The organism is Kosakonia sp. CCTCC M2018092 (genome assembly GCF_003864115.1).
Taxonomy (GTDB): Bacteria; Pseudomonadota; Gammaproteobacteria; order Enterobacterales; family Enterobacteriaceae; genus Kosakonia; species Kosakonia cowanii.
This window is the reverse complement of record NZ_CP034225.1, coordinates 3,365,402-3,390,554: the sequence shown is the minus strand read 5'-3', so window position 1 is coordinate 3,390,554 and position 25,153 is coordinate 3,365,402. Positions and strand designations below refer to the sequence as shown.

25 protein-coding genes are annotated in these 25,153 nt (G+C 54.6%); 10 read left to right on the top strand and 15 right to left on the bottom strand.

All coding sequences use genetic code 11. The features are described from left to right. Positions 1 to 7 precede the first annotated feature (7 nt). The 3 genes from EH164_RS16200 to EH164_RS16190 all read left to right on the top strand — a co-directional run bounded on the left by EH164_RS16200 (position 8) and on the right by EH164_RS16190 (position 2,362). Positions 8 to 805: an ABC transporter ATP-binding protein gene (locus EH164_RS16200; RefSeq protein ID WP_124971512.1), complete on the top strand. Its 798-nt coding sequence runs from the start codon at positions 8 to 10 to the stop codon at positions 803 to 805. Next, on the top strand, positions 792 to 1,538 hold the full coding sequence (locus tag EH164_RS16195; RefSeq protein ID WP_124969200.1) for an IucA/IucC family C-terminal-domain containing protein: 747 nt from the start codon (positions 792 to 794) through the stop codon (positions 1,536 to 1,538). The genes EH164_RS16200 and EH164_RS16195 overlap by 14 nt, the downstream gene beginning before the upstream one ends. Positions 1,539 to 1,600: 62 nt before the next feature. Beyond that, entirely contained in the window at positions 1,601 to 2,362 is a 762-nt protein-coding gene (locus EH164_RS16190) for a helix-turn-helix domain-containing protein (protein ID WP_124969198.1), read from the top strand. On the opposite strand, the gene leuA is transcribed toward EH164_RS16190, so the two are convergent. The 3 genes from leuA to EH164_RS16175 form a co-directional block, all read right to left on the bottom strand. After that, on the bottom strand, positions 2,352 to 4,022 hold the full coding sequence (leuA, locus tag EH164_RS16185) for a 2-isopropylmalate synthase (RefSeq protein WP_124969196.1): 1,671 nt from the start codon (positions 4,020 to 4,022) through the stop codon (positions 2,352 to 2,354). The two genes, EH164_RS16190 and leuA, sit on opposite strands and share 11 nt — an antisense overlap. A 421-nt stretch (positions 4,023 to 4,443) precedes the next feature. Beyond that, positions 4,444 to 5,862 carry a melibiose:sodium transporter MelB gene (gene melB / locus EH164_RS16180; protein ID WP_076769537.1) on the bottom strand — a complete coding sequence of 473 codons (1,419 nt, stop codon included), beginning with the start codon at positions 5,860 to 5,862 and terminating at the stop codon, positions 4,444 to 4,446. A 70-nt stretch (positions 5,863 to 5,932) separates the two neighbouring features. Next, a complete protein-coding gene (locus EH164_RS16175; protein WP_124969194.1) occupies positions 5,933 to 7,285 on the bottom strand; it encodes an alpha-glucosidase/alpha-galactosidase in 1,353 nt (450 codons plus the stop codon). A 234-nt stretch (positions 7,286 to 7,519) separates the two neighbouring features. Between EH164_RS16175 and melR the strand changes: the two genes are divergently transcribed. Next, a complete protein-coding gene (melR, locus tag EH164_RS16170; RefSeq protein WP_042715696.1) occupies positions 7,520 to 8,437 on the top strand; it encodes a transcriptional regulator MelR in 918 nt (305 codons plus the stop codon). Between the two features lie 203 nt (positions 8,438 to 8,640). Here the strand turns inward: melR and EH164_RS16165 are convergent, their stop codons facing one another. Together EH164_RS16165 and EH164_RS16160 are read right to left on the bottom strand one after the other, a co-directional pair. Continuing rightward, positions 8,641 to 10,179: a methyl-accepting chemotaxis protein gene (locus EH164_RS16165; protein WP_124969192.1), complete on the bottom strand. Its 1,539-nt coding sequence runs from the start codon at positions 10,177 to 10,179 to the stop codon at positions 8,641 to 8,643. A 426-nt stretch (positions 10,180 to 10,605) separates the two neighbouring features. Then, positions 10,606 to 10,923, bottom strand: a complete 318-nt coding sequence (locus tag EH164_RS16160; protein ID WP_124969190.1) for a hypothetical protein — start codon at positions 10,921 to 10,923, stop codon at positions 10,606 to 10,608. A gap of 240 nt (positions 10,924 to 11,163) precedes the next feature. On the opposite strand from EH164_RS16160, the gene EH164_RS22600 reads away from it, so the two are divergent. Beyond that, complete coding sequence (locus tag EH164_RS22600; RefSeq protein ID WP_164483621.1) at positions 11,164 to 11,340, top strand: hypothetical protein; 177 nt, start codon at positions 11,164 to 11,166, stop codon at positions 11,338 to 11,340. A gap of 102 nt (positions 11,341 to 11,442) precedes the next feature. On the opposite strand, the gene EH164_RS16155 is transcribed toward EH164_RS22600, so the two are convergent. From EH164_RS16155 to EH164_RS16135, 5 genes are all read right to left on the bottom strand, one after another. Then, positions 11,443 to 12,099, bottom strand: coding sequence for a hypothetical protein (locus EH164_RS16155; protein WP_124969188.1), 657 nt, complete (start codon positions 12,097 to 12,099; stop codon positions 11,443 to 11,445). Then, a complete protein-coding gene (locus EH164_RS16150) occupies positions 12,100 to 13,170 on the bottom strand; it encodes a ParA family protein (RefSeq protein ID WP_124969187.1) in 1,071 nt (356 codons plus the stop codon). Between the two features lie 333 nt (positions 13,171 to 13,503). Continuing rightward, positions 13,504 to 14,046 carry an acireductone dioxygenase gene (locus EH164_RS16145; RefSeq protein ID WP_124969185.1) on the bottom strand — a complete coding sequence of 181 codons (543 nt, stop codon included), beginning with the start codon at positions 14,044 to 14,046 and terminating at the stop codon, positions 13,504 to 13,506. After that, positions 14,043 to 14,732 carry an acireductone synthase gene (mtnC, locus tag EH164_RS16140; protein WP_124969183.1) on the bottom strand — a complete coding sequence of 230 codons (690 nt, stop codon included), beginning with the start codon at positions 14,730 to 14,732 and terminating at the stop codon, positions 14,043 to 14,045. The genes EH164_RS16145 and mtnC overlap by 4 nt, the downstream gene beginning before the upstream one ends. Continuing rightward, a complete protein-coding gene (locus EH164_RS16135) occupies positions 14,729 to 15,343 on the bottom strand; it encodes a methylthioribulose 1-phosphate dehydratase (RefSeq protein ID WP_023479934.1) in 615 nt (204 codons plus the stop codon). Before EH164_RS16135 ends, mtnC begins: the two co-directional genes overlap by 4 nt. Before the next feature lie 116 nt (positions 15,344 to 15,459). On the opposite strand from EH164_RS16135, the gene EH164_RS16130 reads away from it, so the two are divergent. Then, positions 15,460 to 16,620 (top strand): pyridoxal phosphate-dependent aminotransferase, encoded by a 1,161-nt coding sequence (locus tag EH164_RS16130; protein ID WP_124969181.1) that lies wholly within the window; start codon positions 15,460 to 15,462, stop codon positions 16,618 to 16,620. 4 nt (positions 16,621 to 16,624) lie between these two features. Here EH164_RS16130 and dsbG read toward each other — a convergent pair whose 3' ends face one another. Next, positions 16,625 to 17,371, bottom strand: coding sequence for a thiol:disulfide interchange protein DsbG (gene dsbG / locus EH164_RS16125; RefSeq protein WP_124969179.1), 747 nt, complete (start codon positions 17,369 to 17,371; stop codon positions 16,625 to 16,627). Positions 17,372 to 17,735: 364 nt separating this feature from the next. Here dsbG and ahpC point away from each other — a divergent pair, with 364 nt between their 5' ends. Together ahpC and ahpF are read left to right on the top strand one after the other, a co-directional pair. Further along, the gene (gene ahpC, locus EH164_RS16120) at positions 17,736 to 18,299 is read left to right on the top strand and encodes an alkyl hydroperoxide reductase subunit C (protein WP_023479935.1); all 564 of its coding nucleotides are present in this window, start codon (positions 17,736 to 17,738) and stop codon (positions 18,297 to 18,299) included. A gap of 181 nt (positions 18,300 to 18,480) precedes the next feature. Beyond that, on the top strand, positions 18,481 to 20,043 hold the full coding sequence (gene ahpF / locus EH164_RS16115; RefSeq protein WP_124969177.1) for an alkyl hydroperoxide reductase subunit F: 1,563 nt from the start codon (positions 18,481 to 18,483) through the stop codon (positions 20,041 to 20,043). Between the two features lie 554 nt (positions 20,044 to 20,597). Here ahpF and uspG read toward each other — a convergent pair. From uspG to dcuC, 4 genes are all read right to left on the bottom strand, one after another. Next, positions 20,598 to 21,026: a universal stress protein UspG gene (gene uspG / locus EH164_RS16110; protein WP_023479942.1), complete on the bottom strand. Its 429-nt coding sequence runs from the start codon at positions 21,024 to 21,026 to the stop codon at positions 20,598 to 20,600. A 145-nt stretch (positions 21,027 to 21,171) separates the two neighbouring features. Next, positions 21,172 to 21,582: a nucleoside diphosphate kinase regulator gene (rnk, locus tag EH164_RS16105; protein ID WP_042715712.1), complete on the bottom strand. Its 411-nt coding sequence runs from the start codon at positions 21,580 to 21,582 to the stop codon at positions 21,172 to 21,174. A 148-nt stretch (positions 21,583 to 21,730) separates the two neighbouring features. After that, positions 21,731 to 22,534 (bottom strand): ribonuclease I, encoded by an 804-nt coding sequence (rna, locus tag EH164_RS16100; RefSeq protein ID WP_023479946.1) that lies wholly within the window; start codon positions 22,532 to 22,534, stop codon positions 21,731 to 21,733. Between the two features lie 100 nt (positions 22,535 to 22,634). Then, positions 22,635 to 24,008 (bottom strand): anaerobic C4-dicarboxylate transporter DcuC, encoded by a 1,374-nt coding sequence (gene dcuC / locus EH164_RS16095; protein WP_094193105.1) that lies wholly within the window; start codon positions 24,006 to 24,008, stop codon positions 22,635 to 22,637. A 344-nt stretch (positions 24,009 to 24,352) separates the two neighbouring features. Here dcuC and EH164_RS16090 point away from each other — a divergent pair, with 344 nt between their 5' ends. Then, entirely contained in the window at positions 24,353 to 24,760 is a 408-nt protein-coding gene (locus EH164_RS16090) for a DUF2946 domain-containing protein (protein ID WP_124969175.1), read from the top strand. A gap of 54 nt (positions 24,761 to 24,814) precedes the next feature. Further along, on the top strand, positions 24,815 to 25,141 hold the full coding sequence (locus tag EH164_RS16085; RefSeq protein WP_241174969.1) for a copper-binding protein: 327 nt from the start codon (positions 24,815 to 24,817) through the stop codon (positions 25,139 to 25,141). Positions 25,142 to 25,153: the final 12 nt, after the last annotated feature.

The window sequence follows — 25,153 nt, the reverse complement described above, 5'->3', positions numbered from 1 at the left end:
TGGGGAAATTGTGTCTCTGATAACGGAAAAACTGCGCGTCAGCTACGCGCAGCGGCAGGTGATCGACGGGCTCGATTTAACCCTGCCGACGGGCAAGGTGTCGGTGCTGATTGGCAGCAACGGCTGCGGCAAAAGCACGCTGTTAAAAGCGATGGCGCGCCTAATCACGCCGCAATCCGGTGCGGTCACTCTCGAGGGAATGGATATTCACGCCAGCGCCAGCGCAAAAGTGGCGCGCAAGCTGGCGATTTTGCCGCAAACCCCGGTGGCACCGGAAGGCATCACCGTGCGCCAACTGGTGAGCCTTGGGCGCTTCCCCTATCAAAACTGGCTGCGGCAGTGGTCAACCGAGGACGATCATCATGTCGATGAAGCGCTGCGCTTAACCGCGACCACGGCGTTGCAGCACCGCCCGGTTGAAGCCCTTTCCGGCGGCCAGCGCCAGCGGGTGTGGATTGCAATGACACTAGCGCAGGCTACTGACACGCTGCTGCTCGATGAACCCACCACCTGGCTCGATCTGGCGCACCAGGTGGAGATCCTCGAACTGCTGCGCGATCTCAACCGGCGGCAGGGGAAAACCATCATTATGGTGCTGCACGATCTCAATCTCGCCTGCCGCTACGCCGATAACCTGGTCGCTATCCGCGAAGGGCGGGTTGTTGCCGAGGGCGCGCCGCAGCAGATCATGACTGAAGCGCTGGTGAGCCACGTCTTTAACCTGCGCTGTCGCATTATTGACGATCCCTTTTTCCATACGCCGATGTGCATTCCGTTTCCGGGTGAACACCATGCTGAACCCTGACGAACTCGCCTACCTGCGTAAGGCGTTTCGCCTGCGCGCGCTGGACGAAGCCGATGCGCGCAGCGTGATAAGCGGCGAGATGCTTAATGCCGACATTTGTGCTGACGTGCTCGATACGATTATGCCGCTGATTGGCGCACCGGATCGCGCCATCGCCGCGTCGCTACTGACCAAACGGCTCTCCTTTCTGCTGACCGGAAACGTGCTCTATGGGATGAGCGTGTTTGATAAAGGGCTGCATCTCTCCCTCGACGCCAGCCGCCTGGAGTATGCCCATGACAACGGTTTGTGGACCTCGTCACTCCCCGCAGCGCTTACCGTTAGCGGCTATGCACCCGGCGAGCGGGAATCGTGGCGCGAAAAGGTGGTTGGCGGGCTGTTTCGCGATTTTATCGCTCCGCTCTGGCACGCGCTTTCAGCGGTGAGCGGCCTGCCTGCGCAAATCCTCTGGGAGAACTGCGCGGTTCGCGTCTACTCGCTCTATGAAGGGCGCATGGAGGGGCTGAACGAAGCGCAGGCCGCGCGTCAGCAGGCGGATTTCGCCTGGCTGATTGCTGAGGCCGACCCGGCGCTGTTCGGTCTTGGCTGGAACCCGCTTAAGCGTTTTCGCCGCCCGGCGCAGCGCAATGGCGCAGGCGAGGCGGTGCGTTTTCGCCGCACCTGCTGTTTCTACTACAAAGCCTCAACGCCGGTGGAGTATTGCCTCAACTGCCCGCTCTGCCGGGTTAAGTAGGTGACAGCGTGGGCATCGGTGATTATGGTAAAGCCTCCTGATAAATCGCCGACGGTCACGCCGTGAAACAGACATTTGTACTCGATTTCTCCCACCGCGCTTTGATTCCTTACGCTCATGACTATCGGCACGGGGAGCATGAGCCGTGGCATTCGCACCCCTGCGACCAGCTGATCCACACCCTGAGCGGCGTCATCCGCGTGGAGACGGAGCAGGGGATCTGGATCGTGCCGCCAGGGCGCGGGGTGTGGATCCCGGCGCAGGTGGTGCACACGCTCTTTATTGAAGGCGATGTGCAGGCGCGCGGGGTATTTGTCGAGCCGCTGGCGAGGGCCGATTTACCGGTGGTGTGCCAGGTGGTGCGCGTCAACGATCTGCTGCGCGCCCTGATGGTCGAGGCGCTGCGGCTGGATGAGCGTTACCAGCCCGGCAGCCGTGCGGAGCGTATCTATGAGCTGATTCTGGATGAGATCCGGCTGATGAATACGCTGCCGTTTTGCCTGCCGGAGCCGACCTCGGCGCGCTTAAAACCGCTGTGCGACGCGATACGGCAAACACCGACGCAGGCGTGGACGCTGGAGCATGCCGCGCGGCAGGTGAATATGAGCGGGCGCACCCTTGCGCGCCACTTCTACCAGCAGACCGGGTTGCAGTTTAGCGAGTGGGTGCGCCGTGCGCGGTTGCTGATCGCCCTGACGCGGCTGGCGAACGGCGAGCCGGTGACGCAGGTGGCGCTGGAGTGCGGCTATGCCACCCCCAGCGCCTTTAGCGCCATGTTTCGCCGGGTGATGGGCGTGCCGCCCGGTGACTACTTTACCCAGTGATAAAGGGCTGCGCGGCGTTAAGCACCGCCTGCAGTGAGGCGCGGGTGATATCGCTGTCGATACTGACGCCCCATGCGCGCTCGCCCCGCGCGTTGGCGCAGCAGACATAGGCCACCGAGCGGCTGTCGCTGTGCTTGCCGAGGGTGTGTTCGTGATAGCTCTCAATATTGATCTCAACGTGCAGGCTGCGGCAGAGCGCGGTTAATGCCGCCGAGAGAAAACCGTTGCCCGTTGCATCCAGCTTCAGCGTCTCGTTATGCCAGCGGATCTCCGCGTGCAGAGTGGTGCGCTGCCCCGGCTGATTGGTGCAGACATACTCAATCAACGCCAGCGGCGGCTGATCCACCAGGCCGTAGGTCTGGCGAAACAGATTCCAGATCGCCATTTGCGACATCTCTTTGCCCGCGCTGTCCGCCGCCTGTTGCACATGCCCGCTGAACGCCTGCTGAAGCTTACGCGGCAGCGTCAGGCCGTGGTTCTGCTCCAGCAGCCAGGCCGCGCCGCTCTTGCCCGACTGGCTGTTGACGCGGATAACCGCTTCGTAGCTACAGCCGATATCCGCCGGATCGAGCGGCAGATAGGGCACCTGCCAGACGTCCGCCGGGCTGTTTTGCCGCGCGGCAAACCCTTTTTTAATCGCGTCCTGATGCGAGCCGGAAAAGGCGGTAAACACCAGTTCACCGGCGTACGGGTGGCGTGGCGCAACCGGCAACTGGTTACACTCCTCGACCACCTCCACCACCTTTTTCATCTGGCTAAACTCAAGACCCGGCGCAATGCCCTGGGTGTAGAGATTGAGCGCCAGCGTCACCAGATCGGCATTGCCAGTGCGCTCGCCGTTGCCAAACAGGCAGCCTTCAACCCGCTCTGCGCCTGCCAGCAGCGCCAGTTCGGCGCTGGCAATGCCGGTGCCGCGATCGTTATGGGTATGCACGCTGATGCACACCTGCTCACGGCGCGAGAAGTGGCGGCAGAAGTGCTCAATCTGGTCGGCATAGACATTGGGCATGCTCACTTCAACGGTGGCCGGCAGGTTGATGATCATCGGCCGCGTGGCGTCCGGTTGCCAGACATCCGCCACCGCTTCGCAAATCGCCAGCGCGAACTCCGCTTCGGTAAAGCAGAAAGTTTCGGGCGAATACTGGAACACCCACTGCGTTTCGGGTGCGGCTTCGCACTGTGTGCGGATTTGCCGCGCCGCGTTGACCGCCAGCGTGACGATCTCCTCTTTGCTCTGGCGGAAAACCTGCTCGCGAAACACCGGCGCGGTGGCGTTGTAGAGGTGCACCGTCGCGCGGCGCGCGCCCTGCAAGGATTCAAAGGTGCGGCGAATCAGATCCTCGCGCGCCTGGGTTAACACCTGAATGGTGACATCTTCAGGGATGCGCTGCTCCTCGATCAGCTGGCGCACAAAGTTAAAATCCGTTTGCGACGCGGAAGGGAAGGCGACCTCAATCTCCTTAAAGCCGCACTCCAGCAGTAACTCCCAGAATTTCAGTTTACGCGCTGCATCCATCGGCTCGGCGAGGGCCTGGTTGCCGTCGCGTAAGTCCGTCGACAGCCAGCGCGGCGCGTGGGTCAGCGTGTTATCCGGCCAGCGGCGATCGCGCAGCGGCAGCGGGGCATAGGGGTGATATTTTTCAGCAGGTGTCGTTAACATTTTCGGCTCTCCACAGGGTGTGGTTTTAGTTTCCACACCGCAGCGGATGCGCGCGCCCGCGCAGCTGACAACCTGTTGCGTAAAAGTGACAACCCGCAGGGAAATGATGACCGGCTAAGGCCCGGTGCATTGCCCGATGGCGCTGCGCTTATCGGGCCTACGGGAGCGTTGGTCGGATAAGGTCCGATGCATTGCCCGATGGCGCTGCGCTTATCGGGCCTACGAGAGCGTTGGTTGGATAAGGCCCGGTGCATTGCCCGATGGCGCTGCGCTTATCGCGCCTACGGGAGCGTTGGTCGGATAAGGCCCGGTGCATTGCCCGATGGCGCTGCGCTTATCGGGCCTACGGGAGGCGTATTGTATGTCGGTTAAGTGCGTAGGCCGGATAAGGCGTTAGCCGCCATCCGGCAACAACGCGCACTTACGCCTGCACCCGGTCGCCCACCACCGGCGGCGTTTGCGGTGCATTGGCATTGCCGACATGGCGATACTTATCCAGCAGATGGATTTGGATGCGACGCAGCATATCGCCATTGAGTTTGTAGAAACGGAAGTAGACCAGCAGCGAGATGACGAAGAAGCAGGCGGGGAGCGCCAGCATGATCAGCTGCATGCCCATTAAGGTGCTGGCGGACTGCGCCACGTTCGGCACATAACCAATCACCCCGAGCACCACGGCGATAAAGTAAGCTGCAAAGGCCGCGCCCGCTTTCACCACCAGCGTCTGCACCGAGTAGGCGATGCTCTCGCAGCGCACATTGAGTTTGTATTCGCCGTAATCGACGGTGTCGGCAACCATAATTACCTGGAGCACCCAGAAGAAGGCCTTGCCGATGCTGAACAGCACGCCCGCCAGCAAAATCACCCATGCGTGAGTCTGGCCGAGCAGCGCCATCCACAGCAGCACGCCGCCGCTGATAATCGGCAGCACCGACGCCCCCGCCCACAGTACGCGGCGTGAGAAGAGTTTCACCAGCTTCGGGAAGAGCATCAGGATCAGCAGGTTCGCGACTCCGGCATAAGACATGTAGTAGGGGAAGAGGTCGACATCGCCAATCACGTAGGTGAAGTAGTAGATCGCAAAGCCTTCGATGACGTTAGCGGCGGTGTTGTAGGCCAGCGCCATCACCAGCAGGCAGGCGAGCTGATCGTTCTTAATAATCAGTTGCAGCATCGCTTTCAGGTTCATCGGCGCGCTCTGTTCACCGCCCTGTTTATCAGAGGAGTAGACCTCATGCACGTTGCGCAGGGTGACGATGGTCGAGAGGATAAAGAAGGCGATCAGCACCAGCGTCAGCATCTGGAAGCCAAACCCGCGATCCGCTCCGCCGACGGCGTTCACAAACGGCAGTGCAATCCCCGCGGTGACAAACCCGGCGAGGCTGGCGAAAAAACGCGGGTAGGGCACCAGCTGTTCGCGCTCGCGTTTATCCAGGGTGATGGTCGGCACCAGCGACCAGAACGGCACGTCCATAATCGTGTAGGTGAAACCCCACAGCAGATAGGTCGCCCACACCCACACCAGCTGGGTGGTGCCGGTAAAGTGGTGGGCGCTGAAGAGCATATAGAGCACCAGCGAGTTGGTCAGCGTGCCGACTAAAATCCACGGCTTGAATTTGCCCCAGCGTGTGCGGGTGCAGTCGACGATCCAGCCCATGATCGGGTCGGCCAGCGCGTCGAGAATGCGCGCCACCAGAAAGAGCGTGCCGACCATGCCGACCGACAGGCCGACAATATCGGTGTAGTAATACATCAAGTACATGTAGACGATGCCGATCGCAAAATCCTTACCAAATGCACCAAATCCGTAGCTGAGCTTTGTTGTGATTGAAATACTCATAGGGTACCGATTGCCTCTTTCAGTGTCGGAAGGGTTGCAAAACCGCCGGGCGCGCGGCCCGGCGAATGCGTTAGCGATGCAGCCACGCGGGCAGCCACTCGCCGTGGCTTGCGATCAAGTCATCCACCAGCGCATAGATTTCATCGATACCAAGCACCGCCGCGGTGTGCGGATCCATCAGCGCGGCGTAATAGACATAATCCCGATTCTCGGTCAGCACCGCTTCGGTAAGCAGCGTCTGCACATTGATGTTGGTCTGCATCATCGCCGCAAGATGCGCGGGCAACTTACCCGCTTTGGTCGGCTGAATGCCGTTGGCATCGACCAGGCACGGCACTTCGACGCAGCACCCTTCCGGCAGGTTGTCGATCAGGCCATCGTTGCGCACGTTGCCATAGATTACGCTCGGCTCGCCGGTCCAGATGGCGTTCATAATGGTGCTGGCATACTCCCGCGAGGCTTTCACCTCAATGCGATCGGCGGTTTTGTACTCCGCCAGCTCCTTCTGCCAGGTTTCCAGCTGTTCCACGCAGCGCTTCGGGTACTCATCCAGCGGCACCTGGTAGCGTTCAAGTAAATCCTCGCGCCCCGGCTTGATAAACCACGGTGTATATTCAGCAAAGTGCTCAGAAGATTCGGTAACGAAGTAGCCCAGCTTTTTGAACATCTCATAACGCACAATGTTCTGGCAGCGCGGGTTGCCGTGCATGTTCGGCTTCGGCGCGCGTTTGTCTTCATAGGCCTGTAACAGTTCGGGATAGAGGCTGACATAGCTACCGTCCGGCTGCTTTTTCTCCAGCGACAGGTAAAAGGCCATATGGTTGATCCCGGCGCAGCGGTAGCGTAACAACGCCGGGTCGAGATCGAGATCGCGCGCCAGCTCCTCCGCGGTGCCCTGCACCGAGTGGCAGAGACCAACCTGCCTGATATGCGGGTAGCGGGCATAGATCGCCCAGGTGTTCATCGCCATCGGGTTGACGTAGTTCAACAGCGTGGCGTTCGGGCAGACCTCGGTCATATCCTCACAAATTTGCCACAGGTGAGGGATGGTGCGCAGGGCGCGCATGATGCCGCCGGGGCCGAGGGTGTCGGCGATGGTCTGCTCAAGACCGTGGCGTTTACACACTTCAAAATCGGTGACGGTGCAGGGTTCGTAGCCGCCAATCTGGAACGCGACGACCACAAAGTCGGCCCCTTTTAGCGCCGTTTTTTGATCCGTATGGCAGCTGATGTTCCCGTAAGCGCCGACCGAATCCATCAGCTTGCGTACCACGATATGCGACTCTTCAAGGCGCGTGGCATCAATATCCATCAGCGCTACCTGTGCGTTTTTCAGTGCCGGGCGCTGGAACACGTCGCCGAGGATGTTTTTAACAAACACCGTAGAACCGGCGCCGATAAAGGTGATTTTTGGTGCAGACATGAACCTTTCTCCCTGATGTGATTGTACGTTCTGAGCGTGGCACGCCAGGCCTGCGCCATCTGCCTTCTTCCCGGCAGGAGATTCCCGAAAACTCAGATCGCGTAATGCGCCGCGCGCGATCTGAGTTTCCGGGAGAAAATGGGCGCTTAAGCAGAGTTAATGGCAACGACTTTCACTAAACTAAAGCAGGTGAGGGCGCGGTGAAGCGCGAAAGTGATGATGCGGGAAGGAGCGATGGCAAAAGAACTTATCAGAGCAGACATGTGCAGCGGGGATGAGAAAACCACCCGCGGCCCGCTGTCGCTCTACTCGGAATACCAGCGCATGGAGATTGAGCTGCGCGCGCCGCTGGCGATGCCCGCCAGCCACTGGCACGGCCAGGTGGAAGTGAACGTGCCGTTTGATGGCGACGTCGAGTACCTGATCAATAACGAAGTGGTGCGCATTAAGCAGGGGTATATCACCCTGTTCTGGGCCTGTACCCCGCACCAGCTGACGCGCCCCGGCGACTGTACGCAGATGGCGATTTTTAACCTGCCGATGCACCTGTTTCTCTCCTGGCCGCTGGATCGCGAACTGATTAACCACGTCACCCACGGCATGGTGATTAAATCCCTCGCCGCCCAGCAGCTAAGCGCGTTTGAAGTGCAGCGCTGGCAGCATGAACTCAACAGCGACAACGAGCAGTTGCGCCAGCTGGCGATTGAGGAGATCGCCCTGATGCTCAAGCGCTTTAGCCTCTCCGGCTGGCAGCCGATCCTCGTCAATAAAACCTCGCGCACCCATAAAAACAGCGTCTCGCGCCATGCGCAGTTTTACGTCAGCCAGATGCTGGAATTTATTGCCGTCAATTACGATCAGGTGCTGACGATTAACGCTATCGCCGAGCATGTGAAGCTCAATCCCAACTATGCGATGGGTATTTTTCAGCGCGTGATGCAGCTGACCATGAAGCAGTACATCACCGCCATGCGCATCAACCACGTTCGTGCGCTGCTGAGCGATACCGATAAAACGATCCTTGATATCGCGCTCACCGCCGGGTTCGGCTCCAGCAGCCGCTTTTACAGCACCTTTCAGAAGTATGTCGGCATGCCGCCGCAGAAATACCGCAAGCTCAGCCAGCTGCGACGCCAGCAACACGCGGGGTAAAAAGCGTTTATCCCCACTAAGGGATATTGAAGGGAATATCCCTTAGTGGGGATAAAGTGGCAGGACTGCCAGACTTGAGCATTGCCCGATGGCGCTGCGCTTATCGGGCCTACGGATATGCCGGAGTGATGCTGGGCATCATCCGGCGGGGAATAGCGTAGGCCGGATAAGGCGTCAGCCGCCATCCGGCAATGGCATTTCGGTTACAGCCTGAAGGCGTTCACATCGTTCAACAGCTTGCCGGCCTGGTGGCTGAGGGAGTTGGCGGCGGTGGCCATCTCTTCCACCATCGCGGCGTTCTGTTGCAGGTTGCCTTCCATCTGGCTGACGGCGACGTTGACTTGTTCAATGCCGTAGCTCTGCTCAGTAGATGAGTTATTCACCTGGTTTATCAGCACTGTAGTTTCATCCACTGCGCCAAGGGCATCGTTCATGCGCGTGGTGACATTGGCGGCGTAATTCACCCCCTGGCCGACATTCTTAATCGCTTCATCAATCAGACCACGAATATCGCGCGCCGCAACGGATGAGCGTTGTGACAGTGAGCGCACTTCGCCTGCGACCACCGCAAAGCCTTTGCCTTGCTCACCCGCGCGGGCAGCTTCAACGGCGGCGTTCAGCGCCAGGATATTGGTCTGGAACGCAATGCCATCAATGATGTCTGTAATTTCCGAAATCTTCGCGGAAGAAGCCGAAATATCATCAATCGATTTTTGCAGCGAGCTCAGTTCGCGGTGGCTTTCGTTGACCATCGTCTGCACGCGGCCAATATAAGTATTCGCCTCTTTGGCGTTGTCCATATTGTGTTTCACCGTTACCGATAGCTCATTCATGCTGGCTGCGGTCTGCTCCAGCGACGACGCCTGCGACTCAGTGCGCGAAGAGAGGTCATCATTGCTTTTGGCAATCTCGCTGGCGGCGGTATCCACTTCGTTACTGGCATCTTTTACGCTGGCTAGCACGTGGCGGATTTTATCCATCAGCGCGTTAAAACTGGTCGCCGTCGCGCCGAGTTCATCGTTATTATTCAGCGCCACTTTATGGGTTAAATCGAGGGAGTGGCTGATTAATCCCATGCTCTCCTGCAAACTTTTTAAGCCTTTACTTAAGTAGCGCAGAATAACCGTGGCAAAGACCGCGACAAGCGCAACCAGAAAAACAATCGTGCCAATCAACAGCCAGAAAGTATTGATATATTGCGTATGGTTATTTTCGGCATACTCTTTCGCAATACTGTAATTATGCGTCAGCATCTCTTTTAAACCGGCACTTAATGCCACGGATGCATTGGCAGTAACACCGCCGTCGGAGACCATCAGACGCGCCGCTTCAATGCCCTGAGTATGGTAGGTATCAGACATAGCCTCGGTTTTTTGCACATAATTATCAAAAATATCACGCGTCTTTTTCAGTAGTTGGCCGTCGATGGGATCGCTGACCAGATTGGCCTGGTAATCATCAAAGATCTGGCGAGTTTTATTTAACTCATCTTTCGCCTGCGCCATATGTTTAGTAAACACCGCTTCATCGGTCACCAGCAGCGACATCAGGATCTGGCGTCTTGCCTCTTCGCGGTGCTGCACCGCTTCGCTCAGCTTACTGATGCTCGGCAGACTATTTGACACAACATAGTCAAAACGCGTTTGCGCATTATCTAATGCCCTGATGCTTAATCCGCCCAGCACAAGCATCGCAATAAAGGTAATAGCAAAAACAATAATTAATTTTCTTAAAATAGTCATAACGGCCTCAGGTGCAATCCATATCCAACGCGGATGCTATTTTTATCGGCGACTAAAGTGAAACCTTCAGCCAGAACATTATAAAAAGAAGAACCTTTTAAGCCTTTTTTGATCTGGGCACGGATTGCGGGGGAATAGTGATGAAATACAAAGGATAGCGGTCAAAGATAAATCGAATGAAATTGCTTTATATAATATATCGATGTAATTGTATGTGTTTTTTGGATATATCCTACATCGTAGGTGCGGTTTCTTTTTAATATTTAACTAAGGCTGAACTTTATTTCAGTAGCATAAATATAAAATGGTTTTAATTACGATAGGAAACTATTTTTAATTAAAACTAAATCCATTGAAGTAAGTCATGTCGATGATTAGAAAGACTCCACCTCCCAAGTAAATGGAAGATGGAATCGGTATCAACGCTTAAGCTTGTAATTCGGCAGTCAGAATTTGCCGCTCTGCTGAGCGGTTAAGCTCCATCAATGCCGGGAGCAAGCTCGCTGCCGTACGGATGCTATGTCCGATTTGGCACAGGCTCTCTGGCGAGAATTGCAATGTGTCGTTCTCAGCAAAAGAGACAAAGGTTTTGCCTAAGAAATGCAGTCCATGGCAAAGCCCTGCGATGCTCTCTTCACAACAAAATGACAATTCCATCGCTTCTTCCTCGCTCAAATGCGACGCATCGAGTTTGAGAAAAAGATCGCGGAGTTCCGAGGACAAAATATTTGTGTCAGGCAGCATTTTGCACCTCCGGTACAACAAGGTGATGGGGAAGAGAAAGGCAAGTAAAAGGGTTAGCGGAGAAGGGATTGGGCTTTAGATATCCGTGCATGATACGATTGGCAACAGCCATAGCATTACCTCCAGTAATGGTGTGGTTAGAGGCCCGCAGGTGTTGGTAGCGCCTGTGGGCTTCGTTGTTTTCGTACGACAAGTGTCATACACTCGCCGACTACGTAACTCTAAATTGGTGTCTGACACATGTCAACCGTATCATTTAAAAAAAAGGGCAATAAACAGATCGCACTTCGTGTAGAACCGGAACTGGAGGAAGCGATGCAGCGCGCGCTTAAGGAAGATGGCGATGCGACGCTTTCTGCCTGGATTAAGCGAGTTATTAGGAAAGAGTTGCTAGTGCGAGAGGAAAAAATGAAATGATAGGATTCAATAAAATCTGATATCAGCTATATGAGTGAAATATAAATGAAATTGTGAGAGAGCTGGGAATAGATCAGATGATCTTTATTCCCAGGGGCTCATTTAATTGCTAATTTCAAAGCGTTGCGGGGAGAAAGACGTGCTCAATGCCCAGTCTGAGTAATTAGCAAGCCAAATACCTTTTTGAATTATTGAAGGGTCAGCCTTGCCTAAGCAGTTGTTGACTAGTTCAGAAAGTGTTTGACTAAAGGAATCACTGGTTTCGCCATTTAGAAAATTGATAAAAAACAAGCCGTCATACTCTTTGCAAATTATATCAGGATACGTCCCATGTGGATAAAGCAAGTCAATTACGTCGTTTGATATCACAATCCTTGGGTATATTGCCCTCTCGCTTTCCACATAAAATGCATCTATTAATGCAGGGCTAAAAAGAAATGAGGCCTGACTGAAGTGTTTATTTATAGCAATCCCACCTCTGCAAAGTATACCTTCTTTAATGAGATGTTTTTGGTAAACTGAAACAGTGGTAGCAAAATGAACAAAATCTTCAGGCTTATAAGGCAGAGAAATAACAATTGAATCAGAAAATTGAGTAAGATCCATACCAGACAACCTGAAAATTCTTTCGCACTCTAAATGACAAGCATGAAGCTTATTCAAGAGATTGCCTTCAAAGCCACTGTTTTTTTCTTTTTCAACTATACTTTTAAAACCTAGTATATCTATATATGCTACGAAGTATGTTTTAAGTTCCATTTAAACGCCTTTTTCTTCATATTTTGAAATGCAATCTGCGGCAGTTTTAAATAATTCTTCATACAACTCCATTCTTGTTTTTGCTTTTGTCCAGTTATTACCCATCCATGGTTTGCCGCTCTTAGTTATTAACGCTGTGTCAGATTTATCAATATTGAAAACTGCTTTCCCAACTTCTTGCATGAGAGGTGCTAACTGGTTGAAATCAGGTATTTTTATAACGACTGACTGAGAGTGAGATTTTTGTTCGAACTCTGGTAAATACTTATCTTCATCAATCACTAATTTTATTTTTTTTTCAACCTCTAACGGTATCCTATCCATCCACATTTGATAGCCTGGCTTAGCAACACCTGCAAACTTTTTAAAGGCTTGGACGATACAGCCTAAAAAGGCGGGATTCCCATGTCTGATAGGCAACCCAAGCTCTAGGTAAGTTTGAACAGCCTGTCTATGTTCTTTGATCCAACGATCAATAATATGGCTTAGGGTGGAAATTGCTTGAACATTAAATCTGTCAGGAGCTACTGGAATGAAGAATGCATCACAAGCTAAAAAGAAAGAACGAGTTAATGCCCCTGAACTAGGGCCAACATCAACAAAAACATAATCGTATTTATGTTTATCAGCAATACGGACTAAAAAATCACCTACAGCAATATATGTTCTCATAAGATTAGTTCTTTGACTTAATCTTTGTACATGAGACTCAGCAAGATCATCCTCTATTGAAGAAAGATCAACAGATCCTCTAATTAAATCAAGGTTTTTATTAATATTGCACACAGTTACTTTATCGAGGTCTATGAATGCTGAATCCCCTTTAATACGCTGGTTTAATATTTCCAAGATATTTGTGCCTGGGAGTTCTTTTATTTCCTTTAACTTCGCAGATTCCTCATCAAGCTCTTTTATTTGTCTAGCCATTGATATTTCAGTGAGGTTACACTGAGGGTCGGCATCAACCATCAGTACTCTTTTTCCCTTACCTGCTAAATAACTACATAAGTTGAACGTAGTCGTTGTTTTTGAAACGCCACCCTTATGATTATATAAAGTTATTATTTTCATGGACTTCCCTTTTTAAGAATATTCTCAAAAACAATAGATGTTTTGATAAGAAAGATCCAGTGATGTAAATCAAGAAAAAATAATCATCAAATTAAAGTATTGATTTTTATAGTTATTTTATTTTTTAATGGCTTTGAAAAAGAGAGGTGTGCATGTAAGTAGGGTCTTAAGAATCCTGCATAAGCTAGCTTAAATAAATTAGCTAATTAGTCTAATAGTGGTGTCAAATCATAACTAAAAATAAAGGATTATAGATTTTCAAGAGGCGCGCTATCATTTTTATGAAAGCGCGATATTAGAAGTGATATGTGACTAATATTTTTTAGAAAGGATTTACGCCAATCTCGGATACCCATCCGCAATCGCATCACCGGTAAACTGCGCGATCCACCCCTCGGGATTATCAAAAATCCTGATCGCCGTGAAGTTGGGTTCCGAACCCATATCAAACCAGTGCGGTGTGCCGGCGGGAACGGAGATGAGATCGTTCTTCTCGCACAGCACCTGGTAGACCTCGTTGCCGATATGCAGGCAGAAGAGCCCGGCGCCTTCAACGAAGAAACGCACTTCATCTTCGCCATGAGTATGTTCGCTGAGGAACTTGCTGCGCAGCGCCTCTTTTTGCGGGTTGTCGGCGCGCAGGCTGATCACGTCCCAGCTCTGATAACCTTTCTCCTCCACCAGCTTGTCGATAGCGTGCTGATAGGCGTTGATCACCGTTTCCGGTGTTGGGTTAGCGCCCAAATCGCGGTCGGCCTGCCAGCGCTCAAAGCGCACCGCTTTCGCATTCAACTTCTGCTGAATCTCTGTGGCGTCGGTGCTGTGCCATACCGGCGTGCTGGCATCGGTGTCGGTGTAAATCGTCAGTGCGCTCATGAGGGGATCTGCTCCGGCTTGATGGTGCTGAATGAGTTAACCTGGTGATGATGGCTGGCTGCGTCATCATCATCGCGAATCAGTTGCGTGGTGCGAAAACCAGCCTCTTCGGCAGCGTCCAGCTCCTGATGAATGTCGGAGAGGAAGAGAATAGAAGAGGGCGGGAGCGCAAGCTGTGCGGCGATATTGCGATAGGACTGCACTTCGCGCTTCGCACCGACCAGCGTGTCGAAATAGCCGCTGAAGAGATGAGTAATATCACCTTCGTCGCTGTAGCCAAATAACAGTTTTTGCGCAGTAACGGAGCCAGAGGAATATACATAGAGATCAATGCCCTGCGCTTTCCAGTTCTCCAGCGCGGGCAGCACATCCGGGTAGAGGTGGCCGGTAAAATCGCCGTTCACGTAGCCATCGCGCCAGATAATGCCCTGCAATGCTTTCAACGCCGTCGATTTACGGTCTTCATCCATAAATGAAAACAGCACTTCGATAAGCTCTGCGCTGGTGGCGTTCGGCTGTGCAATCTCTTCCCGCAGATTATCGAGAATGGTACTGACCGGCTCCTGGTACTGCTGCGCGGTGACAAAACCCGCCAGCCGCTCGCGGGCGTAGGGGAAGAGAACGTTATGCACAAAGCGGATATCGCTGGTGGTGCCTTCTATATCGGTGACAATCGCGCGGATCATAATCTCTCCAGCAGTCGGCGCTGCAATTCGCATTCAAATAAAAACTCCAGCCCTTCGAGGTGACGGCGCGCTTCGGCGACGTCGCGCCCCCAGCAGGTTAACCCGTGGCCGCGCAGCAGAAAACCATAACGTAACGGGTTTGATTCGGCATAAGCGGCGATGCGCCCGGCGAGGGCGTCGATATCCTGATCGTTATCGAAAATCGCAATCGGCACGCTATCGAGATGCGTCTGCTGCCCGCTGAGGGATTTTTGCATCTCATACCCGCTCAGTTGCAGCGCGGCGCTTTTCTCCACCCGCGACAGCACGGTGGCGTTGACGGTGTGCACATGTAGCACCGCGTTAGCGTCAGGGTAGAGGCGGTAAATCAGGGTATGCAGACCGGTTTCGGCGGAGGGTTTGCGCCCGGATGGCGCATGGTTATCGGCGATGGAAACCTGCAAAAAGTCCTCCGGCGTCAGGCTGCCTTTATCTTTGCCGGACTCGCTCAGCCAGCACCATTCGGCACTCTGGCGCAGGGACATATTACCGCCCGTCGCGGGTGCCCACCCTTTGGCGCCGATCCAGTGGCAGGCAGAAACAAGTTGCTGGAGTTGCAGGTTGTCGGTCATCGCGTTTCCTTATCAGGAATATCGTTGTGATATAGACGTCTAAGCGTCTTGATTGCCAAATACTAGCATCGTGTTATAGTGGCGGCAACTTGAGTCTCGACAGCAGGCACGAAAAGATGCGCAATAAACCTTTGATTCCTGAGAGTAAACTCCCCGCTTTAGGCACCACCATCTTCACGCAAATGAGTGCGCTCGCCCAGCAGCATCAGGCGATTAATCTTTCACAAGGCTTCCCGGATTTTGACGGCCCGCGCTATTTGCAGGAGCGGCTGGCGTATCACGTTGCGCAGGGGGCGAATCAATATGCGCCGATGACCGGCGTGCAGGCATTGCGCGAAGCGATTGCCGAGAAAACGGCGGCGCTTTATGGCCATCAGCCGGACGTGAACAGCGACATTACCGTCACCGCCGGGGCGACGGAAGCGCTCTATGCGGCGATCACCGCCCTGGTGCGCGAGGGCGATGAGGTGATCTGTTTCGATCCGAGTTACGACAGCTACGCGCCTGCGGTTGAACTCTCTGGCGGGGTGCTGAAGCGCATCGCTCTGCAACCGCCGCACTTTCGCGTTGACTGGCAGGCTTTCGCCGCGCTGCTCAGCGATCGCACCCGGCTGGTGATTGTTAATACGCCGCACAACCCGTCGGCGACGGTGTGGCAGGAGGCCGATTTTGCCGCACTGTGGCAGGCGATTGCCGAGCAGGAGATCTATGTGCTGAGCGATGAAGTCTACGAGCATATCTGCTTTGCCGAGGACGGGCATGCCAGCGTGCTGAAGCATCCGCAGCTGCGCGAGCGCGCCGTTGCCGTGTCGTCGTTTGGCAAAACCTATCATATGACCGGCTGGAAAGTGGGGTACTGCATTGCGCCCACCGCCATCAGCGCTGAGCTGCGCAAAGTGCACCAGTACTTAACCTTTTCGGTGAACACCCCGGCGCAGCTGGCGCTGGCCGATATGCTGCGCGCCGAGCCGCAGCACTACCGCGAGTTGCCGGCGTTTTACCGCGCGCGTCGTGACGTGCTGGTCAATGCGTTGCGAGAGAGCAAGCTGGAGATTTTGCCCTGCGAAGGAACCTACTTTTTGCTGGCGGATTACAGCGCCATCTCCGATCTCGATGATGTCGCGTTTTGCCAGTGGCTGACCAAAGAGGTGGGTGTGGCGGCTATTCCGCTGTCGGTGTTCTGCGCCGATCCCTTCCCGCATAAGCTGATTCGCCTCTGCTTTGCGAAACAGGAATCGACGCTGCTGGCGGCGGCAGAGCGCCTCTGCACGCTGTAGCGGCTTACTTCTCGCCCATAATCGTTTTGAGCTTTTCCGCATCCGGCAGGCCGACCGCCTGCTGGAGCACATTCTCTTCATTCATATAGTAGATAGCGGGTGTGGCGTTGGCCCCGAGATCGTCCATGATTTTCTGATTGAGATTGAGCGAGCGCATAATCGCTGGCGGGATGGTTTTCGGCAGCGCCAGCGTCATTTTGCCGTTCGACTGCTCATACTCATGCCAGCTTTTGGCCGGATCTTTCGCGCTGAGGATTGCCGCCGCGGCCGCCGGGCTTTCCGGTTTGATCACGCCGACCATTAAGGTGCGGATCTGCACCTTGCCGGACTCCACCCACGGGCGCGCCTGCTGCCAGAACTGTTTGCAGTAGGGGCAATAGGGGTCGGCAAAGACGTAAACCACGCGCGGTGCGGTTTTTTGCCCATCGAGGATCCAGTCTGCTTTCTCCATCCGCTGCCAGAGTTCGCGCCCGGCCGGGCCATAGAGCTCCTGATTGAACAGCTTTTCGCTGAGATTGGTGCCCGCGTCGTCATACATATAGCCCGAGATGGCGTGTTTGCCGTCCGGCGTGACGTAGATGGTGACGCCCATCTCCTGATATTTACCCAGATAGCCTTTCATACCACCCGGTGCATTAAAGGATTTAATGATGGTAATGCCTTGCTTTTCAATGGCTTTAACCGGCGCGGGTAGATCTTCGGCGTGCAGGGTCAGCGGCAGCAGGGTCAGCATTAACAGGCGCTTGAGCATAAAAATCCTTATCAATTCAGTGGGTAAAGGTAAGAAAGGCTAAACCTATCACAGCCATAGGCAAGAGACAGGGAATAATGATTGTCGAACTCCCAGGGGAGTGGTGTAATCAACCCTGTTTGCCGTCGACAGATGGCAGGCGTATCGCACAGCCAGCGTGCTGGCACTGAAGTCACCCGCGGGTATTTCAGATATTGAGGCCACCCGTACCGGTGGCCTTTTTACTTTTGGCTCATGTCTGTTCACAGAGTTGTTCGTTGGCGTTTGTTAGCTAACGCTTATTGATTTGATAATGCAAACGCATTAGCCGTCGTAAGCAAAGTTCGTTAACTTATGCCCCAACGAAAACACGGAGGAAGTATAGATGTCCTTAATTAACACCAAGATCAAACCTTTCAAAAACCAGGCGTTCAAAAACGGTGAATTCATCGAAGTAACCGAGAAAGATACCGAAGGCCGCTGGAGCGTCTTCTTCTTCTACCCGGCTGACTTCACCTTCGTATGCCCGACTGAACTGGGCGACGTGGCTGACCACTACGAAGAACTGCAGAAACTGGGCGTTGACGTTTACTCTGTTTCCACCGACACCCACTTCACGCACAAAGCATGGCACAGCAGCTCTGACACCATCGCGAAAATCAAATACGCGATGATCGGCGACCCGACTGGTGCCCTGACCCGTAACTTCGAAATCATGCGTGAAGACGAAGGTCTGGCAGACCGCGGTACCTTCATCGTTGACCCGCAGGGCATCATCCAGGCTATCGAAGTGACCGCTGAAGGCATCGGCCGTGACGCATCTGACCTGCTGCGTAAAATCAAAGCGGCTCAGTATGTTGCTTCTCACCCAGGCGAAGTGTGCCCGGCTAAGTGGAAAGAAGGCGAAGCGACCCTGGCTCCTTCCCTGGACCTGGTTGGCAAAATCTAAATTTCCTTCGTCTTTCGCGCCATAGCTTTGCTGGCATCGCTCTGACGCAAGACTCTTAGGAAATTATCTATGATACGGGTGCTTTTTGGGCGCCCGTTTTATTCAGCACCATGATGCAAGTTGCATTAGTGCAGTCGCAAAATCGGCTTGCATGATGATGTTTTAAGAGAAGGATACCGACATGCTCGACACCACAATGAAAACCCAGCTCAAGGCTTATCTTGAGAAACTGACCAAGTCTGTTGAGTTGATCGCGACGCTGGATGACAGCGCGAAATCTACCGAAATTAAAGAGCTGCTGGGCGAAATCGCCGAGCTCTCTGACAAAGTGACCTTTAAAGAGGACAACACCCTGGCGGTGCGTAAGCCCTCTTTCCTGATCACCAACCCAGGCTCGCACACTGGCCCGCGCTTTGCTGGCTCTCCGCTGGGGCATGAATTTACTTCGCTGGTGCTGGCGCTGCTGTGGACCGGCGGTCATCCGTCGAAAGAGGCGCAGGCGCTGCTGGAGCAGATCCGCGATATCGACGGCGACTTTGAGTTCGAGACTTACTACTCGCTCTCCTGCCACAACTGCCCGGACGTGGTGCAGGCGCTGAACCTGATGTCGGTGCTGAACCCGCGCATCAAGCACACGGCGATTGACGGCGGCACTTTCCAGAACGAGATCACCGATCGCAACGTGATGGGCGTTCCGGCGGTCTATGTTAACGGTCAGGAGTTTGGTCAGGGTCGTATGACGCTGACAGAGATCGTGGCGAAAATTGATACCGGCGCGGAAAAACGTGCGGCGGAAGAGCTGAACAAACGCGACGCTTACGATGTGCTGATTGTCGGCTCCGGCCCGGCGGGCGCAGCGGCCTCCGTCTACTCTGCCCGTAAAGGCATTCGTACCGGTTTGATGGGCGAACGCTTCGGCGGCCAGGTGCTCGATACCGTTGATATTGAAAACTACATCTCCGTGCCGAAAACCGAAGGCCAGCAGTTCGCGGGCGCCCTGAAAGCGCACGTTGCGGATTATGATGTTGACGTGATCGACAGCCAGAGCGCCAGCAAGCTGGTTCCGGCGTCGGTTGAAGGCGGCCTGCATCAGATTGAAACCGCATCTGGCGCGGTGCTGAAAGCGCGTACTGTCATCATTGCGACCGGTGCGAAATGGCGCAACATGAACGTGCCGGGCGAAGCTCAGTATCGCACCAAAGGTGTGACCTACTGCCCGCACTGCGACGGCCCGCTGTTTAAAGGCAAGCGCGTGGCGGTGATCGGCGGCGGTAACTCCGGCGTGGAAGCGGCTATCGATCTGGCCGGGATTGTTGAACACGTGACGCTGCTGGAGTTTGCTCCGGAGATGAAAGCGGATCAGGTGTTGCAGGATAAAGTTCGCAGCCTGAAGAACGTCGATATCGTTCTGAATGCGCAGACCACCGAAGTGAAAGGCGACGGCACCAAAGTGACCGGCCTTGAGTACCGCGACCGCGTGAGCGGCGATGTGCATCAGGTTGCGCTGGCGGGGATCTTCGTTCAGATCGGTCTGCTGCCGAACACCACCTGGCTGGAAGGCGCGATTGAACGCAACCGCATGGGCGAAATCATTATCGACGCCAAATGCGAAACCAGCGTTAAAGGCGTATTTGCGGCGGGTGATTGCACCACGGTGCCGTACAAACAGATCATTATCGCTACCGGCGAGGGTGCTAAAGCGTCGCTGAGCGCGTTTGATTACCTGATCCGCACCAAAGCGTAAGCAAAAATAAGAGAGTAAGAGTCACCTGCATATAAAAAGCTGCCGCAAGGCAGCTTTTTTTTTTGCCCGGATGAAGCCGGATTACGGGTTGGGTGCCTCCTTCTTGCCGGATGGCGCTGCCGCTTATCCGGCCTACGGGGTTGGGTGCCTCTTTTTTGCCGGATGGCGCTGGCGCTTATCCGGCCTACGGAGTTGGGTGCCTCTTTTTTGCCGGATGGCGCTAACGCTTATCCGGCCTACGGGGTTGGGTGCCTCTTTTTTGCCGGATGGCGCTGGCACTTATCCGGCCTGCGGGGTTGTGCCTCTTTTTTGCCGGATGGCGCTGGCGCTTATCCGGCCTACGGGGTTGGATGCCCCTTTTTTGCCGGATGGCGCTGGCGCTTATCCGGCCTACGGGGTTGTGCCTCTTTTTTGCCGGATGGCGCTGGCGCTTATCCGGCCTACGGGGTTGTGCCTCTTTTTTGCCGGATGGCGCTGCCGCTTATCCGGCCTACGGTGATCGCCGCCGTTTGTAGGCCGGATAAGCGTCAGCGCCATCCGGCAATAAGCACAATCTACCGCACGACCAACACCGGAATATGCGCGTGGCGCACCACGCTGGAGGCATTGGAGCCGAGCAAATGGGTGCTGATGGAGGGGTTGCGCGAGGCGATCACCACCATATCCGCATGCAGCTCTTCGCCAAGCTCATTGACCATATCGCGCACGCTACCGAAGCGAACGTGGGTATGAATGCGCGAAGGATCGATAGAGAAATGGCTTCGCATACTCTCGAGGCGGGTTTGCGCCTCCTGGTGCAGATGCTCCTCAAAGCGGCGTAAATCGGCGGCGAAGCGGTGCAGGCTCAGGCTGGCGGAAGCGGGTAACACATGCAGCAGGTGAATAACACCTTCGCTCTGGGCGAGGAATTCGGCGTGACGAACGGCTTTATCACTTAACTCCATTTCGAAAATATCGACCGGCATAATGATTGTCTGATACATAAACGCGTCTCCCTGTGGGTTATGTCCCGGGAATTGAAGCACAAAGAGAGGGGGGATTTTGCTGCATGGGTGGCAAATCTGAACAATGGCGGGCGCCGGAAAGAGGATGCGGGCGCATCCTCTGCAAAACAAAGCAGGGCGGGGATCAGAGCATGAAATCGCCAGCGGCTTCGGGCTGGTAAAGCAGCTCCAGCACTTCAAGGTCGGTGGTGGTTCCCCCCGGCAACGTCCAGTGAATGGAATCACCAACACGTAAACCTAACAGCGCCGCGCCCACCGGGGCCAGTACCGACAGCTGTGTGGCGCTGTCTGTCATCTGCGCCGGGTAGACCAGCGTACGCACGCGGATTTCACCGCTTTTCAGCTCGCGGAATTTTACCGTGCTGTTCATCGTCACCACATCATGCGGCATCGCTTCTGGCGCGCACATATTCGCGCGATCCAACTCCTCATTCAGCGCATCCGCGACCGCAAGGCTGGCATGTGCAGGCTGCTCCAGCAAGCGGTCAAGGCGCTCAGCGTCTCGCTCATTAATGATAATGGCAGGTCTGGACATCTCTTACTCCGTGTCAGGTGATTGATCCAAAGAAAAACCCTCGCCGACGGGCAGCGAGGGTTTGTCTAAAGCTGATGATACTAACCCGGCCCCATGCTGTGAAGTGACCAGGCGCACATTTGCCTCAATTATGATTATTCCGCAGCGATCAGTAACCCGCGCTGTCGAGGATAAAGTGATCACCACAGTTGCCGGGGTGCGGCTGTGGCAGCAGCGAGCGGCCAGAGAGCGGCGCGTTAATCGCTTCGGCTTTGATGGCAACCTGCATCTCGGTCAAATAGGCCGGGTTGCCGTTGCAGGTGAGTTTCACCGCTTTTACGCTCTGCTTACCGTAAGCCTCGGCGACGGCAGAATCAAAGGCGGCGCGGGTGATCGCTTTGCCGTAGTTATTGGCAAGAAATACCCCGAGCGGGCTGGTTTTGATCTCATGATTCAGACGTACCATCGCGCCAAAATAGTCATCGGGATCGAAGCCGAAACAGACGCCGTGCTTGGCATATTCATAACGCTCAAGGCAGGAGTTACCGCCGGAGCCGGGCATGGCGGCGTTGAGTTTATCTGCCATCTCCAGCGATAAACCGGTCTCTGCCGCCGCGCATTTCTGGCTGGTTTTCGCTTCCGGCATATTGGGGATCGGGCGCGTGGCGCAGCCAAAGCGCATCCAGCGGCGGTTATCGACGCCGCGCGCGGCGATCGATTTCGGCAGGCCCGGCCATAAACCGTGCACCGTCAAATTATCGGCTTTGTCGTCGGGGGATTTTTGCAGGCGGCACTCGTCAGGCTCGTCGCGCCCGTTATCGTGCATGCTCTGGCAAAAACCGGTCTGCCAGGAGAGCGCCAGCACGTAGCGATCAAAATCGCCATACTGCTTCGGTTGCAGCGGTGCGGCATAGGCAGAAGTAAAGAGTAGCGCGGCAATGCCTGTGCTGATGAAGAGTCCCTTTTTAAACATTTCAGTTCCTGATTAATGGGTCCAGATAATTGCCATAGGTTATTAAACCATAAAAAAAGCGCCGGGCAGGCGCTTTTTCAACTTCTGAAACCCGGCAGGGTTAGTGAACCGCTGCGCCAGGCACGAGGATTTCGGTAGCGACAATCACCACCACCAGGCCAACCAGAATCGGCACGGAGGTGCGTTTTACCACTTCAAAAGGCGAAATATTTGCCATCCCGGCAACGGCAACCACCACGCCGGAGACCGGAGAAATGGTGCGACCGAGGTTGGAGGCCTGCAACATTGGAATCGACAGATAAGCCGGGTTGATGCCCGCTTCGCGCGCCAGTTTTGGGATCATCTCCACAAACGCGTAAAACGGTGCGTTGCCGGAACCCGTCGTCATGGCTGCCAGCATGGTGAGGATCACCAGCACCAGCATCAAAATAATGCTCGCGGAACCGAACGAGGTAGCAATGGAGATCAGGCTCTGGATAAAGCCGATGGTGCTCAGCCCCTGGGCGAAGACGCCCGCAGCAACCAGCAGCATCACGACACCGGCAAAGGCATCGGCCATGCCGCGCCAGGCCACTTCCAGCCCGCTGAAGACATTCTGCGTATTAAAGCCGCGCAAAAATTCCAGCACTGCGGCAATCAGCATACAGATCACGAGGATGGTAATGATGTGCAGCTCCGGGCCCCATTTGCCGTCAAAAATCAGCACGCCGATGATTGGCGTAAAGGGCAGGATGGCGTAAAAAGCGGGCGCTCGGGTGGTGATCTCTTTCACATCCAGCATTTCGCTGACGATGTTCTCTTTCTTATCAAGGTAGCGCTGCCAGAAGAAGTGAGCGATAGCCATGGCGATAATCGCGGCGATAGAGATCGGCAGGGTAGTTTTGAAGGCGAAATCAACCAGCGGCATCTCTGCGGCTTTCGCTGCCAGCACCACATCGCCGGAGGTCGGCGAGAGAATAATCGCTGCCGGGGAGGCGCAAATCGCCGCCGCCGCGCCGCGGCTGATGCCGACATTGACCATCACCGGGAAGAGCGTCGCCATCAACAGCACGCCGAGGCCGGTTGCCGAAGAGACCGCCAGTGACATCAGGCAGGCGACAAAGTAGGCGGCAATCATCAGGATATAGGGCGAGTTGATAAAGCGCAGCGGGCGCGACGCCAGCTTAACCACCATATCGTTAGCGCCAATGTGCGTCATGTAGGCTGCAAAACCGCACAGCATCATGATCATCATGCCGAGATCGCCGCCGCGGCTCATCAGCAGGATTTTTATATATTCGACAATGTCGGTAGCGCGATAACCGGTGCTGGTGGCGCTGGAGGGTAATATTGAGTGGCCCATCAGCGCGCTGACGATCAATAACGCCAGACCGCCGACAAACAGTACGCCTGTGGCGGAGTAGCCTTTAATGATGTAGCGGGCGACGCCGACAATTACCACGACGCCGATCAACAGCTCAATCAGGGTTGAAATCATATTGGGTCCCGGAGGTTGGACAAAAAAAAGTAAAGTAATCAAAACTGCACCGCAATGTGCCGAATAACGACGGCGTGATAGCTGATTAAAATCAACAAAGCGCTGCATTGCGCGCAATATTACGTGAATTGTTATAAATCAGAAAAATAAATACTGGCGAAACGATAATTCAGGCTAATGAATTTCGGCAGTTATGTTTTATTCGTGATAACGGTTGGTTAATTGTTTTGGCGTTTTTCGTTTCAGTTTGATTTGACAGCAAAATTCACTAAAAAAGCCTTTAAAAATAGAAAGCGGGCTGCTTATACTCGCCGTTACCTTCACTCACCCACGGCGATGTTATGCACGCAGCCTGGCTCTACCGATTGCGCTTTATTAAGCGGCATTTATTAATGCTGCTTATCGCATTGGGTTGGCTGCTGATTCAGAGCCAGATGGCGATTGCCTCTCACGGCTGCACGCTTCCGGTACCGAGTGAAGCGATGGCGCAGCAGCATCTGCACCATCTGGCAATGGGTGATGACGCGCCCAAAGCCTACGTGATGAAAGCGCCGCTCTGCGAGAAGCACTGCGTGCCCGATCAGGTGCAAAAAGAGAGCCATTACCCTTCGCTAGCGGCGCTGCCCGCCACGCTGACGCTGGCGATTGCCGAACCCGTTTGTTCTGCTATCACTTCGCGCAGCTGGGTATTAACCCCGCCTGCCGCTGGCCCTCCGGCCACCATCCGCTTTTGCCGTTTTCGCGAATAGAGACTTGTTAACACATTGATTTGAATTTCATTAATGTTTAACAGGAGATTTTCTATGCGTAGCTATTTACTCTGCCTGCTCTCAGGCATCCTGCTGTTCCCGCATCTCAGCGCTTACGCGCAAACGCACGACATGGCGCACCATCACGCGATGCCCGCTCAGGTTTATCAAAGCCAGGGCACTATCAAAAAAATCACCCCGCAGGCGATCTCTATCGCCCATCAGGCTATCCCTGCGCTGAACTGGCCGCCGATGACCATGCAGTTTATGGTTGCGCCGGAGCATCCGCTGGCGCAGGTGAAGGTGGGTGACAAGATCAGTTTCAGCTTCAGCCAGAGCGATCGGGGTTACACCCTTATTGCCTTAACGCCGTTACCGTAAGCGGGAGTAACC

Excerpts from the sequence above, each read along its gene's own strand:
- EH164_RS16195 (WP_124969200.1), top strand. The coding sequence starts at position 792 with ATGCTGAACCCTGACGAACTCGCCTACCTGCGTAAGGCGTTTCGCCTG.
- leuA (WP_124969196.1), bottom strand. The coding sequence starts at position 4,022 with ATGTTAACGACACCTGCTGAAAAATATCACCCCTATGCCCCGCTGCCG.
- melB (WP_076769537.1), bottom strand. The coding sequence starts at position 5,862 with ATGAGTATTTCAATCACAACAAAGCTCAGCTACGGATTTGGTGCATTT.
- EH164_RS16175 (WP_124969194.1), bottom strand. The coding sequence starts at position 7,285 with ATGTCTGCACCAAAAATCACCTTTATCGGCGCCGGTTCTACGGTGTTT.
- melR (WP_042715696.1), top strand. The coding sequence starts at position 7,520 with ATGGCAAAAGAACTTATCAGAGCAGACATGTGCAGCGGGGATGAGAAA.
- EH164_RS16165 (WP_124969192.1), bottom strand. The coding sequence starts at position 10,179 with ATGACTATTTTAAGAAAATTAATTATTGTTTTTGCTATTACCTTTATT.
- EH164_RS16160 (WP_124969190.1), bottom strand. The coding sequence starts at position 10,923 with ATGCTGCCTGACACAAATATTTTGTCCTCGGAACTCCGCGATCTTTTT.
- EH164_RS22600 (WP_164483621.1), top strand. The coding sequence starts at position 11,164 with ATGTCAACCGTATCATTTAAAAAAAAGGGCAATAAACAGATCGCACTT.
- EH164_RS16155 (WP_124969188.1), bottom strand. The coding sequence starts at position 12,099 with ATGGAACTTAAAACATACTTCGTAGCATATATAGATATACTAGGTTTT.
- EH164_RS16150 (WP_124969187.1), bottom strand. The coding sequence starts at position 13,170 with ATGAAAATAATAACTTTATATAATCATAAGGGTGGCGTTTCAAAAACA.
- EH164_RS16145 (WP_124969185.1), bottom strand. The coding sequence starts at position 14,046 with ATGAGCGCACTGACGATTTACACCGACACCGATGCCAGCACGCCGGTA.
- mtnC (WP_124969183.1), bottom strand. The coding sequence starts at position 14,732 with ATGATCCGCGCGATTGTCACCGATATAGAAGGCACCACCAGCGATATC.
- EH164_RS16135 (WP_023479934.1), bottom strand. The coding sequence starts at position 15,343 with ATGACCGACAACCTGCAACTCCAGCAACTTGTTTCTGCCTGCCACTGG.
- EH164_RS16130 (WP_124969181.1), top strand. The coding sequence starts at position 15,460 with ATGCGCAATAAACCTTTGATTCCTGAGAGTAAACTCCCCGCTTTAGGC.
- dsbG (WP_124969179.1), bottom strand. The coding sequence starts at position 17,371 with ATGCTCAAGCGCCTGTTAATGCTGACCCTGCTGCCGCTGACCCTGCAC.
- ahpC (WP_023479935.1), top strand. The coding sequence starts at position 17,736 with ATGTCCTTAATTAACACCAAGATCAAACCTTTCAAAAACCAGGCGTTC.
- ahpF (WP_124969177.1), top strand. The coding sequence starts at position 18,481 with ATGCTCGACACCACAATGAAAACCCAGCTCAAGGCTTATCTTGAGAAA.
- uspG (WP_023479942.1), bottom strand. The coding sequence starts at position 21,026 with ATGTATCAGACAATCATTATGCCGGTCGATATTTTCGAAATGGAGTTA.
- rnk (WP_042715712.1), bottom strand. The coding sequence starts at position 21,582 with ATGTCCAGACCTGCCATTATCATTAATGAGCGAGACGCTGAGCGCCTT.
- rna (WP_023479946.1), bottom strand. The coding sequence starts at position 22,534 with ATGTTTAAAAAGGGACTCTTCATCAGCACAGGCATTGCCGCGCTACTC.
- EH164_RS16090 (WP_124969175.1), top strand. The coding sequence starts at position 24,353 with ATGCACGCAGCCTGGCTCTACCGATTGCGCTTTATTAAGCGGCATTTA.
- EH164_RS16085 (WP_241174969.1), top strand. The coding sequence starts at position 24,815 with ATGCGTAGCTATTTACTCTGCCTGCTCTCAGGCATCCTGCTGTTCCCG.